Genomic DNA, 14325 nt, shown 5'->3' with positions numbered 1-14325 from the left:
TCACAAGTTGTACTGCTTGCGTTTGCGGTACAGGGTCGAGGCATCAATACCCAGTGTCTTGGCTGCCTGATCCAGTGTATCCGCCGTGGCGAGCACTGCACCGATGTGGGCTTTTTCCAGTTCATCCAGGCTCAACGCCGCACCGATGCGTGGCGCATTGTTGACCGGCGCTTCGGCCATGCCCAAATGGCTGATTTCGACTCGTTCTTGCGGACAGATGATGCTTGCCCGCTCCACCACGTTGCGTAGTTCGCGGATGTTGCCGGGCCAGCGATAACCCAGCAACGCCTCGCGGGCCTCATCGCTGAAGGCCCGGGCCGGGCGCGCGTATTCCTTGACGAAACGGGCCAGGAAACGGTCGGCCAGCGTCAGGATGTCTTCACGGCGTTCGCGCAGCGGCGGCAGGTGCAACGTGATCACGTTCAGGCGATAGAGCAAGTCTTCGCGGAATCGGCCGTCGCGCACCATGTCTTCAAGGTTCTGGTTAGTCGCCGCGAGAATGCGCACATCGGCGCGGCGGGTCACCGGGTCGCCCACCCGCTCGTATTCCTTGTCCTGAATGAATCGCAACAGTTTGGGTTGTAAAACCAACGGAAAATCGCCGATCTCGTCGAGAAACAGCGTGCCACCGTCAGCCTGATTGACGCGCCCCAACGTGCTTTCGCTGGCACCGGTAAAGGCGCCACGACTGTGACCGAAAAGTTCGCTTTCCATAAGTTCGGCGGTCAAGGACGGGCAATTGATCGTGATGCAGGACTTTTTCTGACGCTTGCTCCAGCCGTGGATGGCCTGGGACAGTTCTCCCTTACCGGTGCCGGACTCCCCCAGAATCAGAATGTTGGCATCCGTGTTGGCGACCTGGCGGGCGGTTTCGAGCACCACCTTCATGGCCGGGCTGTGGGAATCCAGACCATCCTTGGGTTTACGCACCTCCCCCTCAAGGGCCTCCAGGCGAGCGGACAGCTGCCGCACTTCCAATTGCTTGGCGGTGGCCAGGCGCAATTGATCGGGGCTGCACGGCTTGACGAGGTAGTCGGCAGCCCCTGCCTGAATCGCATCGACTGCCGTGTCCACGGCTGAGTGCGCAGTGACGATCACCACCCGCATCCATGGCGCCTGGATGCGCATTTGCGCCAGGACATCCAGGCCATTGTCCTCACCGAGGCGCAAATCAAGGAAGCAAAGATCGAACACCTGACGCTGCAACAAGGCGTCGGCCTGGGCCGCGCTGGTCGCGGTGGAGACGCTATAGCCTTCATCTTCGAGGCAGTAACGGAAGGTTCGCAGGATCGCGGACTCATCGTCCACCAGCAGAATGCGGCCTTGATGCACAGTGGCTGATTCCATATTCCTACGCTCCTTTAGTGATTATCTTGGTTAGTCCCGGATAAATCGGGCAAGTTGCATGGTCGATTCTGATCCATTCCAGCACTGGCAGGGTAGCTATCTACTGTCACCTTGCCTAATCCACTGAATAGTCTGGTTTTTTACCCAAACATCGGGTTCCAGGCGAATGCCCGCCTCCCTCTCTGACATCTGCGCTGGTCGCTCAATTCAAAAATAATCAAAGCGGCGGTGAATCTATCGTGCAATTCGCACGACCCTGCCGGGGTCATCGTGCAGGATGCGTCGCAATCGATTTGCACAAACTTTATAACTAATTGTTTTTGTTGAATTTTATGTGCAAAAAAAAGCTGGCATGCCGACTGCAATGGTCTGGGTAATCAGGGCATTTAAATAACCGCCTGACAGATCACCACCAAAGTGGGAGGAGCTACAGGATGAATAGCCACCGTGCCGCCCAAATGCGTATCTCGCCACTGCACATCCAACAAGGCTTGTTTGTTGTGCTGGCATTGCTGATCACGCTGATCACCGGCCAACAGTTCCTTCGTTGGGAACAGAGCCAGCAGCCAGAGACGCCGCACGTGTCGATTCAACATGCAGCTCAAACCCACTTCAGCGCCGCCAGCAGCAACCTGGCTGACACCGCTCCCATGCGGATGATGGATGTCGACCAGCCTCAACCGCTGGATGAGCTGCCGCGCCAGGAGCGTTGGGTGTTCTAGGTAAACGAACTTGGCGTGCACCGCGCGCCGGGAAAAGCACCACAAGCGACACTTCTAAATAATGAAGCGTAAGGAGAATCACCATGTTGAGCTGGGCAATCACATTCTTGATCATTGCCATCATCGCTGCAGTACTGGGCTTCGGTGGTATCGCGGGCACCGCCACGGGTATCGCCAAGATTCTCTTTGTCGTGTTCCTGGTGATGTTCATCGCCTCCTTCTTCTTTGGCCGTCGCGGCCGAGGGTGAACTTTAGGGTTATGTCAAAAGACACGGGCAGCCGCCCAGCTTCTGGGCGGTAGTGCCGTCGCAAAAGCGGCGTGGTGAAGTAAGTGCGATCAGGGCATGCAGGACTGATTGATGGAACGGCTCAAAAAAATCCGCACTGGTAGCGAATTCGTCATATGAAAGAAGCACCATGCTTCTTTCTACTGCGCTACCCGAAGAAGGTAGACGCATGACCATGGGGCCGGGACGTTCTGACTGTTACAGGGTCGGAGTGACCTACGGGTACAGGGAGTACCTGCGCAAGGGCCGGGTCAGGCAAAAGCTGCGACGCAAGTTCGCCGGGTCATCGGGACTCGGCGAATTTGCGGAGAGCTTCACTCGCTGCACGCATTGTCCCCCAGACAACGGCTTTTATATCCCTATGCTGTTTCCGCTAAATCCCCGCAAAAACATTACGCAGTGTTTCTTATGGTTCTTCGCGACCGTATATCGAGAAAGCTGTGAACAAATAACACTAATTTTTCGCGGCTAAACGTAGGTTTTTTCTGAATTTTTAGCCCGTGATCCTTCGCACGAAAAATACCCAACCTCCTCTGAAATGGCCGGTTCGCGGCACTTATAGCTGCCGAAATGTCGTATTCGAACCGGTTGGGACGCCAGTTTCATTTAGAAAAGCTCATGCCGATTCGGCATAGGGTAGGCGTTTACGGCATTAGACGTCGCCCCCTTGCATCGGAATAGTTGCGCCTTTTTTCGCCTGCCAGAGAGCCATAACAAGCGCTCCGGGGCTCCTTATACGGGGGCAGATGCAAACACTTTTTCGCCACAAGCGTTCCAGTGACCGCGTCTGTCTGAGTCAAACGCAAGTAAGGGTAATGATATGAAGAAGGCAAAGCTTAGCCTCGCCTGGCAGATCCTCATCGGTCTGGTATTGGGGATTGCAATTGGTGCGCTGCTCAACCATTTCAGTGCCGAAAAAGCCTGGTGGATCAGCAACGTCCTGCAACCGGCAGGCGATATCTTTATCCGTCTGATCAAGATGATCGTGATCCCGATCGTGATTTCCTCGCTGATCGTCGGTATCGCTGGCGTCGGCGACGCGAAGAAGCTCGGGCGCATCGGCCTGAAGACCATCGTCTACTTCGAAATCGTCACCACCATCGCGATTCTGGTGGGTCTGGTGCTGGCCAACGTGTTCCATCCGGGCACCGGCATCGACATGAGCACCCTGGGTACCGTGGATATTTCCAAGTACCAGGCCACGGCCGCCGAGGTTCAGCATGAACACGCGTTCGTCGAAACCATCCTCAACCTGATCCCGTCGAACATCTTCGCGGCCATGGCGCGCGGCGAGATGCTGCCGATCATCTTCTTCTCCGTGTTGTTCGGCCTCGGTCTGTCGAGCCTGCAATCGGACCTGCGCGAGCCGCTGGTGAAGATGTTCCAGGGCGTATCGGAAAGCATGTTCAAGGTCACTCACATGATCATGAACTACGCCCCGATCGGCGTGTTCGCCTTGATCGCGGTGACCGTGGCCAACTTTGGCTTCGCGTCCCTGCTGCCGCTGGCCAAGCTGGTGGTGCTGGTGTACTTCGCCATCGCCTTCTTCGCGTTTGTGGTGCTGGGCCTGATCGCTCGCCTGTTCGGCTTCTCGGTGATCAAGCTGATCCGCATCTTCAAGGATGAGCTGGTGCTGGCCTACTCCACCGCCAGTTCCGAAACCGTGCTGCCGCGTGTGATCGAGAAAATGGAAGCCTACGGCGCGCCGAAAGCCATTTGCAGCTTCGTGGTTCCAACCGGCTACTCGTTCAACCTCGACGGCTCGACTCTGTACCAAAGCATCGCGGCCATCTTCATTGCCCAGCTGTACGGCATCGACCTGTCGATCAGCCAGCAGTTGTTGCTGGTACTGACCCTGATGGTCACCTCCAAAGGCATCGCCGGCGTTCCAGGCGTGTCCTTCGTGGTGTTGYTGGCCACCTTGGGCAGCGTGGGGATTCCGTTGGAAGGCCTGGCATTCATCGCCGGCGTCGACCGCATCATGGACATGGCCCGTACCGCACTGAACGTCATCGGCAACGCCCTCGCCGTGCTGGTCATCGCACGTTGGGAAGGCATGTATGACGATGCCAAGGGTCAGCGCTACTGGAACTCCCTGCCGCACTGGCGCAGCAAGGAAAAGCTGCCGGCAGGTGAAACCACCCGCAACTGATCACGCCCCCTGTAGGAGCATGGCTTGCCCGCGATGAACGATAACGCGGTGCATCTGATAAACCGAGGCGCCCCGATCGCGGGCAAGCCTTGCTCCTACAAGTGCGGTTACGCGTCTAAACAAACCCCGGAGAAATCCGGGGTTTGTCGTTTCTGGCTACCCCGCTATCATTCGCCGCATCTTCCGGGGGATTTGACTGATGCTTAATGGCCTGTGGCTTGGCTTTTTCATCGTGGCGGCCGTTTCGGCGCTGGCGCAATGGCTGATCGGCGGTAACGCCGGGATCTTCGCGGCGATGGTGGAAAGCATTTTCGCCATGGCCAAGCTGTCGGTGGAAGTGATGGTATTGCTGTTCGGCACCCTCACCCTCTGGCTCGGTTTTCTGCGCATTGCCGAGAAAGCCGGGATTGTCGAGTGGCTGGCCAAGGCGCTGGGGCCGTTGTTCCTGCGATTGATGCCGGAAGTGCCGCCCGGTCACCCGGCCATCGGCCTGATCACCCTGAACTTCGCCGCCAACGGCCTGGGCCTGGACAATGCCGCCACACCGATCGGCCTCAAGGCGATGAAGGCGCTGCAAGAGCTCAATCCCAGCGCCACCGTGGCCAGCAACGCACAGATCCTGTTCCTGGTGCTCAACGCCTCCTCCCTGACCCTGCTGCCGGTAACGATCTTCATGTACCGCGCCCAGCAAGGTGCGCCGGACCCGACGCTGGTGTTCTTGCCCATCCTGCTGGCCACCAGTTGTTCGACCATTGTCGGCTTCCTCTCAGTCGCGTTCATGCAACGCCTGCGCATCTGGGACCCGGTGGTGCTGGCGTATCTGATTCCCGGCGCCCTCGTCCTCGGTGGCTTCATGGCGCTGCTGGCGACGATGTCGGCGACGGCGCTGGCCGGTTTGTCGTCCATCCTCGGCAACCTGACGCTATTCGGGCTGATCATGCTGTTCCTGGTGATTGGCGCGTTACGCAAAGTGAAGGTCTACGAAGCGTTCGTCGAAGGCGCCAAAGAAGGCTTCGACGTGGCCAAGAATCTGCTGCCATACCTGGTGGCGATGCTCTGCGCGGTGGGCGTACTACGGGCGTCCGGCGCGCTGGATTTTGGCCTGGATGGCATTCGTCATCTGGTGGAGTGGGCCGGTTGGGACACGCGATTCGTCGATGCCTTGCCGACTGCCATGGTCAAACCGTTCTCCGGCAGCGCCGCGCGGGCGATGCTGATCGAAACCATGAAGACGTCCGGCGTAGACAGCTTCCCGGCGCTGGTGGCGGCCACGGTCCAGGGCAGCACCGAGACGACGTTCTATGTGCTGGCGGTGTACTTCGGCGCGGTAGGCATCCAGCGCGCGCGGCATGCGGTGGGGTGTGCGTTGCTGGCTGAATTGGCCGGGGTGCTTGGCGCCATCGGGGTTTGTTACTGGTTCTTCGGTTAACCACGATCCCCTGTAGGAGTGAGCCTGCTCACGCCTACAAGGGGTCCGTGTTGGTTTCAGGGTTTAGGTGGCGGGGCGGATTTTTGCCCTTGCTCAACCGCCCAATTCACCACCTGCACCGTCAATTGGTCACTCGCCTGGCCAAACCCGACCACTACCGCCGGCACCTTCACATCGCTCAACGGCTGGCGCACTTCGAAGCGCCGGCTGGCGAGGATTCGCTGATCGTAGCCACGCACCAGCACGGCATCCAGGCTCACGACCACGCTAGCGGTCGTGCCCTGATATTCGGTCTGAAACGACTGCAAATGGCCACCCAACTCCAGGTCCGCGTGGAAAATACTGTCATCGGTGCTCAGCAGCGGTACCCGGCCGTCCTGCTGGAAGCCGTCCAGCAGACGATTGCGCAGTAGCACCGGTGCCGGGTCACTCCAGCGTGAGCCTTTGTAGGTGCTGATCAGATCGCCTTGAGGAATTACCGCAATGTTCGGGCCGTCCAACGCATCACTGGCGTGGAGCTTATTCAAGCGCAACGACCAGCGTTGCGGCGTGCCATGACTGGCTGACACGTTGCTCTGGGCCGAAGGCAATCGATACACATCGAACGGCTCTGGCTTGGGCAGAATCGAGCACGAACTGATCAGCGTGAAGCCGGCGAGGAGGGCGATACGAGTCAGTTTCATGGGGTGAATTCCTTATTCTTGTCGCTGCCCAGCAGGTAACCGCTGGGGTTTGCCTCCAGGCGCTGAGAGATGGCGCGCAATGAAGTCAGGGTTTCGCGCAGCTCGCGAACGGCCGGGGCCAGGCCGTTGAGGCCCTGCATGCCGTTGTTGAGCGACTCCTGATTGGTGACGAGCAACTTGTTGATCGTCGCCGTGGACTGCTCCAGCGACTTCATTGCCTGTTCGGCGCTGCCGATGGCCTGCTTGCCATGGTCATTGAGCAGGCCATTGGCGTTGCGCATCAACGCCGTGGTTTGATCCAGCATGGTGTTGGCTTGCTTGCCCACCGACGCCAGTTGCTGCATCGCCTGACGGATATCGCCACGCTGATCGGCGATGGTGCCGGTGGTCTGTTCCAGATGCTCCAGCGTCTTGCTGATGCGCTCGACGTTTTCCGTGGAGAACAGCAGGTTGGCGTTTTGCATCAATGTATTTACGCCAGACATCAGGTCATTGCTGTCATTGAGCAGGCGCGCGATAGGCGAGGGGGAGGCTACGATGGTCGGCAGATTGCCGTCCTTGCCCTTGAGCGCCGGGCTTTGTGGCGTACCGCCGCTGAGCTGGATGATCGAAGTGCCAGTCACGCCGGTCAGTGCGAGCTTGGCCTGGGTGTCTTCCTTGACCGGAGTGTCACCGCCCAGGCGAATTCGCGCCAGCACCCGGCGTGGGTCTTTGGGGTCCAGGCGCAACGTCACCACGTCGCCAACCTTGATCCCGCTGTACTGCACGGAACTGCCCTTGGACAGGCCGCTGACCGCCTCGTTGAAGACCACTTCGTAATCCTTGAACTCGGTGTCGACGCTGGACTTGGCCAGCCACAAGCCGAAGAGCAGGGCGCCCGCCACCACAATCACGGTGAACAGGCCGATCAATACATGATGGGCTCGGGTTTCCATGTCAGACCTCGTTCAACTGTTGAGCGGCTGTCAGCGCCGCGCGGCCGCGAGGGCCATGGAAGTATTCGTGAATCCACGGATCGTCGGTTTCCGAGACCTTGTCGATGGCGTCCGCCACCAGCACTTTTTTCTGCGCCAGCACCGCCACGCGGTCGGTGATGGTATAGAGCGTGTCGAGGTCGTGGGTCACCAGAAAAACACTCAGCCCAAGCGCGTCACGCAGGGTCAGGATCAACTGATCGAATGCCGCCGCGCCAATCGGGTCGAGGCCGGCGGTGGGTTCGTCGAGAAACAGGATGTCCGGGTCCAGCGCCAGCGCACGGGCCAGCGCCGCCCGCTTGATCATGCCGCCGGACAGCGCAGCGGGGTACTTGTCAGCTGCCGACAGCGGCAGCCCGGCCAGTGCCAGTTTGACCGCCGCCAAGTGTTCGGCATCTTCACGACTCAGGCCGGCGTGTTCGATCAGGGGCAGGGCGACGTTTTCGGTCACGGTCAGCGAAGTGAACAGGGCGCCTTGCTGGAACAGTACGCCGAAGCGTCGTTCAATCATCGAGCGTTCATGTTCGGACAATGTCGGCAGGTTTTTCCCGAAAACCCTCACCACCCCTTCACTGGGCTGCCGCAAACCGATAATGCTGCGCAGCAGCACCGATTTGCCGCTGCCGGAGCCGCCGACCACGGCAAGAATTTCACCTTTGTATAAATCGAGGTCGAGATTTTCGTGCACGCTCTGACTGCCGAAGCGATTGCACAGCCCACGGACTTCGATCACCGCCTCAGAAGGCGCTCGGGGTAAACGACTCACCAGCCCATCTCCATGAAAAACAGCGCTGCCACGGCGTCGAGCACGATCACCACAAAAATCGACTGGACCACACTGGACGTGGTGTGAGCGCCCACCGACTCGGCGCTACCGCTGACTTTGAAGCCTTCGAGACAGCCAATCGAGGCGATCAGAAAGGCGAAAACCGGCGCTTTGACGATCCCGACCAGAAAGTGCTGAACGCCGATGTCCGATTGCAGCAGCGACAGAAACATTGCCGGTGAAATATCCAGCGCCACCGCACACACCACGCCGCCGCCGACAATCCCCGAGACCATTGCCAGGAAGGTCAGCATCGGCAACGACACCAGCAACGCCAGGACGCGCGGCACCACCAACAATTCCATCGGGTCGAGGCCCAAGGTACGGATGGCGTCGATTTCTTCGTTGGCCTTCATCGAGCCGATCTGCGCGGTGAACGCACTGGCAGTGCGCCCGGCCATCAGGATGGCGGTGAGCAACACGGCAAACTCACGCAGGAATGAAAAGGCCACCAGGTCCACGGTAAATACCGTCGCGCCGAAATTGGCCAACACGGTCGCCCCGAGAAACGCCACCACCGCGCCCACGAGAAACGTCAGCAGGGCGACGATGGGCGCGGCATCGAGACCGGTTTGTTCGATGTGCGCCACCATCGGCGTGATGCGCCAGCGCTTGGGTTGAAACAGGCCGCGGGCGATGGTTTCGATAATCAGCCCGACGAAGCCCAACAGTTGCAGGGTGTCCTGCCAGACCGTGTCCACGGCGCGGCCAATTCGGGTCAACAATTGAATACTGACGCTGACTTCCGGTTCCTTGATCGGTACGCAGAAATTGGTCATTGAGCAGTAGATGGTTTGCAGCAACGCGCGATCGGCAGTGGAGAGCGTGCAATCGGGATGTTCGGCGGAGCGACCGAGCCGCTCGGCCCCCAGCAACTCCACCAACAACGAGGCGCCGGCCGTATCGAGGGCGCCCAGATGATTGAGGTCGATGTGGGTGTCGTCGTTGTATTGGTCGCGAAGTTTTTCGCACAGGTGCTTGAGATCAGCGTAATGGGCGAGCGTCCAGTCACCCGTAACCCGCAGCTGTGCAGGGGAGTGAGAAGCGTCCAGTTGGGCATTGCCGGCCATTGTGCTGCTGGTCATAAACTCCGTGCTTGTTCGGTAAATGCGTAGAGCTACGTAATAGCACGAACCGCGTTACTTTTCTTTGGTCGGTGTGCTGTCCGTTACGGTGAAGCGCAGCACACCGATAAGCTGACCGTCTTCGGTCAGCACCCGGACCTGCCATTTACCTGCCGGGTTGCCCGGGAAGTTCTGCTTATGCGTCCAGGCGCGGTAGCCTTCCTTGCGTCCACCGTGGATATCCAGCGGGATGCGGTCGACTTCTTTACCGTTGAACTGCCACACGTGATAAATCCGCTCATCCAGGCCGCGCGGGGCGTTGATCGCAGTGTAGGCGTACAACCCGTCACCACGGATCTGCTCGGCGCTGACTTGATCCAGACTCTTGCCGGGGGTGCGGTCCTGCATTTGCGTGCTGATCGCCACGTCGGTCATCCACAGGGTCGCCGGCGGCACCCATGAACGCATGACCCAGCCGAGGCCACCGATGCCCAGCGTGATACTCAGAATCGCCAAGGCGTTGCGCACGGTACGGATCGGGAAGATCGACGCCAGGCTCGGGAACGACAGCAGCACGGCGATACCCAGCGCCCACTTGAAACTCTGGGACGTGGTGAGGTGCATGATGACGGGCAGGGCGGTCAGCAACGCGGCAAACAGGGTCAGCGTGTGCAGCGCCAGGAACGCCCAGCGCCGGGGGGCCAGCCATTTGTAGTAGAGCGGGTCGGTGATGGAAATCAGCGCCGCAATACCCAGCAGGCCGGTGAAGAACAGTTGGCCGCTGTTCCAGGTGGTGGTGATGAAGAAGAACGGCAGGACAAAGAACAGGCTTTCCTGGTGGATCATCTGCGTGGCGTAACGCAGCAGCGGCTGGGGAATTTCGCGTTTGAAGATTTTGGCGAACAGCTTGGTCAGGCTGTTTTCCAGCATCAGCCAGACCCAACTGAGCACCATAATGATGGTGATCCAGGTCGCCAGGCCTTGCTGGCGATCCACCAGGATGAAGCTGCCGACACCGGAAATGAACCCGCCGAGCGCAATGACCCCAGGATAGCGCTTCATCAATTCCAGGATGCGCTGGACGAAAAGGGTCAGGGTCGGCATTTGGCGGTTCACATTCGTCGTAGGAAAAATCCTCGACAGGTTACCCGCCGGGGGGCGGTGTGGCGAGGCCCGCGGCCGGAGCCGGAACCCGTGTAGCAGCTGCCGAAGGCTGCGTTCGGCTGCGCAGCAGTCGCAAATCTATTGTGTCAAATGTTCCTGATACACCGTGGTGAAGGGTTTAACGACTGCTTCGCAGCCGAACGCAGCCTTCGGCAGCTGCTACACCGGCGGCGGCGATTTTCGGTGCAAGCGCCAGCTCAGCAGTATCAGCGCAATCAGCGCCAACACCCCGCCAATCACCAAAACCAACTGGTCATCACTCATCAGTGGCTTCTCGATCCGCAAATACCCCGGTTGCAGCAACAACTCGCGCAACGCCTTGTTGGCTTCCTCCAGTGTTACGCCTTGCAGTTCTTTGGCCGGGTCAGCGAAGCGTCCGTCCTCGTAATCTCCAAGGGCACTCCAGTAATAATCGGCCAACGCGCTATTGCCCTGCACGGCCCAGGCCTGGCGGGCAATAGCCGCCTGTTTGAGGCGGTTGAATGTGTCGCTGTCGAGGCCGTCCTTGAGCAACCGGGCTTTCAACTCATCGAGGACTTGTTCAGCCTCCGGCACATTGTCACGTTCAAGGTCGGCGTTCAGGCTCATGAAGCCCACACCGCCAAACAGCTCGCGCTCGGCGGAAGGCCCGTAGGACAAACTGTGGACCAGGCGCATCTGGCGATACAGCGCCCAGTCCAGATAGTCCTTGAGCAGGTCTAACGTTTCGTCTTGCTGATCGTCCAGTACAGGCTCCGGCACCAGCCAGTGCAGCTTGGCCGCGCCGCCAAGGAAACCGCTACTCAGCGTGCGCTCGTGAGCGGCACTGGCGCGAATTTCCGGCAGGGGCAGGTGTTCGCTCGGGTCGACCGCTTTCAACTCACCCCATGCCCGCTCCAGATAGGCCGGCAGCAATCGGTCGAGGTCGCCGACCATGATCAGGGTCATGTTGTTGGGCGCGTACCAAAGCTTGCGGACTTTCTCCAGTTGCTCGCGGGTCAGGTGATCGACTTCGGCGCGCTGCGGGCATTTGAGGCCCAGCTCCACCGCCAGTTGATTACTGGCCGTGTGACCGAGGTCCTGTCGATCGAGCCAGCGTTGCAGGTGTGTGTAATGACCGCCATCTTCGCGCTCGACCACTTGCTTGGCAGCGTTGATGGCGTTGTCGTCGATTCGGGTCTGGGTCAACAGCGCCAGCAACAGGTCGAGGACCTTGCGCTGGTTTTTCGCCGGTGCCTCGATGACGAATGTCGTGTCGGCGTTACTGGTGAACGCGTTCCACTCACCCCCCAGCGCTTGCATGCGCTCTTCCAGGCCGCCTTCGCCGGTGGCATCGATACCACTGAACAGCAAGTGCTCCAGCAGGTGGGGCAGTTCTTTGTCATCGCAGCTGAAATCATCCAGACCGACGCCGACGACCAGACGAATCGCCACATGCCCGCGCTCGGTGCCCGGCTTGAGCAGCAATTGCAGGCCATTGGGCAGCGTATAACCCTCGACCTGAAAGCGATCCAGGGCAAACGAAGGGAGTGAGCCAAGCAACAAACAGGCAAACAACAGGCAACGCATAACGAGCTTCCATACGGCGAGCGCAGTTCAACAGACTTCAGACAACGGTGGACGTTCAGGGTGAATGCGTGATGTCAGCCAAATCATCGACCGCCAGCGCGCCGGTGTCGGACGTTTCAAGCACCACGTACGCACTGCTGCAGAACAGCGAATTCAAACGTTTCATGTCGGCGATCAGCTCCAGATGCAACGAGCTGGTCTCGATACTTTGCACAATCTTAAGCTGCAACCGGCTGACATGGGCATGGGCCAGACGCCGCTCCTGTGCGCGAAAACGGCGTTTCTCACGCAGTAACTGGCGAGCACTTTCCTTGTCAGCGCTCAGGAACACCGACAATCCTAGCCGCAAATTGGAGATCAACTGACGTTGCAATCCTGACAACTCCTCCAGCCCGACCTCGGAAAAGGACCGGCGGTGTGAGGTTTTCTGCTGCTGAACCTTGCGCAGCATGCGTTCAATCAGGTCGCTGGCGAGCTTGAGGTTGATCGTCAACTCAATGATTTCTGCCCAGCGCCGGCTGTCCTGGTCGCTGAGGTCTTCGCGGGGCATTTGCGCCAGATAGAGCTTGATCGCGCTGTAGAGTGCGTCGACATCATCGGTCAGACGACGCACTTCCTGGGTAACGGCCGTTTGCTTGCCATTCAACACATCGAGCATCGCTTCCAGCATGTTGTCGATCAGATCGCCCATGCGCAGGGTTTCCCGGGCCGCATTGGCCAGCGCCAGGCTCGGTGTGACCAGCGCGGTGAGATCGAGATGGCGGGGTTTGGCGGTTCCGTTGACTTCCGGCCGCTCCGGCAACAGCCAGGCGCACAGCCTGGCCATCGGACCGACGGTCGGCAGCAGGATCAAGCAGCGGACGCTGTTGTAGAGCAAGTGAAAGCCAATGACTGTTTCCTGGGGACTGAAGTCCAGGCTATCGAGCCAGTGTACCAATGGGTTCAGCACCGGAATGATCAACAACAGGCCGATCAGTTTGTACAACAGGCTGCCCAGCGCCACTTGGCGCCCGGCGGGGTTCTGCATGCTGGTACTGAGGAACGCGAGGACGCCGCTGCCAATGTTGGCGCCAATCACCAGGCCGATGGCCACCGGCAAGCTGATCACCTTGGCACCGGCCAGGGTCGCGGTCAGCAGCACGGCGGCCAGGCTCGAGTAGGAGATCATCGCGAACAATGCGCCGACCAGGGCATCGACCAAAATGTCGCCGGTCAGCGAGGCGAAGATCACTTTTACCCCTTTGGCGTGGGTGATCGGCGCAGCAGCCTCCACAATCAGTTGCAACGCCAGAATGATCAGCCCAAGGCCAATCGCCACGCGCCCCATCTGCCCGAGTCGGGTCTGTTTGCGCGACAGAAATAAAATCACCCCGACAAAGATCAGCAGCGGCGACAGCCACGACAGGTCCAGGGTCAGCACCCGCGCCATCAGCGCCGTACCAACATCCGCCCCGAGCATGGTTACCAGTGCCGGAGTCAGCGCCATCAGGCCCTGGCCGACAAACGAGGTGACCAGCATGGCGGTGGCGTTACTGCTCTGGACCATCGCGGTCACCGCGATCCCGGAGAGAAACGCCAGCCAGCGCTTGGACATGTTCTGGCCAATCACATGGCGCAGGTTGGACCCGTAGACCCGCAAAATGCCGGTTCGGACAATGTGCGTGCCCCAGATCAACAAGGCCACGGCCGATAACAAATTGAGCAGGGTGAGCATAAAGGCCCCCTGTGATGGTCGCGCCCCAGCGGGGCAAGTTGACGGTACCGCGCGTTTTTCTACGTTCTGTACTTAAGCTGTAGTTGGCTAACGGTCTGAGCGCCAGCATTACATAGCCAAGGAAGTGATTGAAACAAAAGTGTCATGAAAACGGTTTTATGCAGGCGTGAAAAAGGGGCCCGAACAGACTGTGTGAAAACGCGCTGAAGGCCGGCCCAACAAACGCCCCGACTTGTTCGGGGCGTTTGTTTTGGTGCGGGCGACAGGCGAAAAAAGCCTTTCAGCCCATTAACGCCATCAATTGGCGGGCCCCGAGCACACTAATTGCGCGTTTTAGGTTGTAGGCACTCACTGCCAAGGCCATTTCCGCTCTCGCGCCCTCCAGTTGACGCAACAGGAAGCGAGCATTAGCATT

At 59.3% G+C, this 14325-nt stretch carries 12 protein-coding genes; 4 read left to right on the top strand and 8 right to left on the bottom strand.

The window, feature by feature from the left end; translation table 11 throughout:
• Nucleotides 1-1347 (bottom strand): sigma-54-dependent response regulator transcription factor AlgB, encoded by a 1347-nt coding sequence (gene algB, locus AC1D2P_RS15495; protein ID WP_046031047.1) that lies wholly within the window; start codon nt 1345-1347, stop codon nt 1-3.
• Between the two features lie 434 nt (nt 1348-1781).
• On the opposite strand from algB, the gene AC1D2P_RS15490 reads away from it, so the two are divergent.
• The 4 genes from AC1D2P_RS15490 to AC1D2P_RS15475 all read left to right on the top strand — a co-directional run bounded on the left by AC1D2P_RS15490 (nt 1782) and on the right by AC1D2P_RS15475 (nt 5937).
• On the top strand, nt 1782-2069 hold the full coding sequence (locus tag AC1D2P_RS15490) for a hypothetical protein (protein WP_109786887.1): 288 nt from the start codon (nt 1782-1784) through the stop codon (nt 2067-2069).
• A gap of 83 nt (nt 2070-2152) precedes the next feature.
• A complete protein-coding gene (locus tag AC1D2P_RS15485) occupies nt 2153-2317 on the top strand; it encodes a DUF1328 domain-containing protein (protein ID WP_003177151.1) in 165 nt (54 codons plus the stop codon).
• An 859-nt stretch (nt 2318-3176) separates the two neighbouring features.
• Complete coding sequence (gltP, locus tag AC1D2P_RS15480; RefSeq protein ID WP_046031045.1) at nt 3177-4508, top strand: glutamate/aspartate:proton symporter GltP; 1332 nt, start codon at nt 3177-3179, stop codon at nt 4506-4508.
• A 199-nt stretch (nt 4509-4707) separates the two neighbouring features.
• On the top strand, nt 4708-5937 hold the full coding sequence (locus tag AC1D2P_RS15475) for a nucleoside recognition domain-containing protein (RefSeq protein WP_046031044.1): 1230 nt from the start codon (nt 4708-4710) through the stop codon (nt 5935-5937).
• 56 nt (nt 5938-5993) lie between these two features.
• Here the strand turns inward: AC1D2P_RS15475 and AC1D2P_RS15470 are convergent, their stop codons facing one another.
• The 7 genes from AC1D2P_RS15470 to AC1D2P_RS15440 form a co-directional block, all read right to left on the bottom strand.
• Nucleotides 5994-6620, bottom strand: coding sequence for an ABC-type transport auxiliary lipoprotein family protein (locus tag AC1D2P_RS15470; RefSeq protein WP_109786886.1), 627 nt, complete (start codon nt 6618-6620; stop codon nt 5994-5996).
• On the bottom strand, nt 6617-7555 hold the full coding sequence (locus AC1D2P_RS15465; protein WP_109786885.1) for an MlaD family protein: 939 nt from the start codon (nt 7553-7555) through the stop codon (nt 6617-6619). The genes AC1D2P_RS15470 and AC1D2P_RS15465 overlap by 4 nt, the downstream gene beginning before the upstream one ends.
• Nucleotide 7556: 1 nt before the next feature.
• Entirely contained in the window at nt 7557-8360 is an 804-nt protein-coding gene (locus tag AC1D2P_RS15460; protein WP_109786884.1) for an ABC transporter ATP-binding protein, read from the bottom strand.
• Entirely contained in the window at nt 8357-9505 is a 1149-nt protein-coding gene (locus AC1D2P_RS15455) for an ABC transporter permease (RefSeq protein ID WP_109786883.1), read from the bottom strand. The genes AC1D2P_RS15460 and AC1D2P_RS15455 overlap by 4 nt, the downstream gene beginning before the upstream one ends.
• Before the next feature lie 54 nt (nt 9506-9559).
• The gene (locus AC1D2P_RS15450; RefSeq protein WP_046031039.1) at nt 9560-10588 is read right to left on the bottom strand and encodes a DUF5924 family protein; all 1029 of its coding nucleotides are present in this window, start codon (nt 10586-10588) and stop codon (nt 9560-9562) included.
• Nucleotides 10589-10807: 219 nt separating this feature from the next.
• The gene (locus tag AC1D2P_RS15445; protein WP_109786882.1) at nt 10808-12196 is read right to left on the bottom strand and encodes a M16 family metallopeptidase; all 1389 of its coding nucleotides are present in this window, start codon (nt 12194-12196) and stop codon (nt 10808-10810) included.
• Nucleotides 12197-12251: 55 nt separating this feature from the next.
• Nucleotides 12252-13910: a Na/Pi cotransporter family protein gene (locus tag AC1D2P_RS15440; RefSeq protein ID WP_046031036.1), complete on the bottom strand. Its 1659-nt coding sequence runs from the start codon at nt 13908-13910 to the stop codon at nt 12252-12254.
• Between the last annotated feature and the right edge of the window lie 415 nt (nt 13911-14325).

The organism is Pseudomonas sp. P1_F1_2, assembly GCF_056405815.1.
The sequence above is the reverse complement of the archived record's forward strand: the minus strand, read 5'-3'. Positions and strand labels throughout refer to the sequence as shown.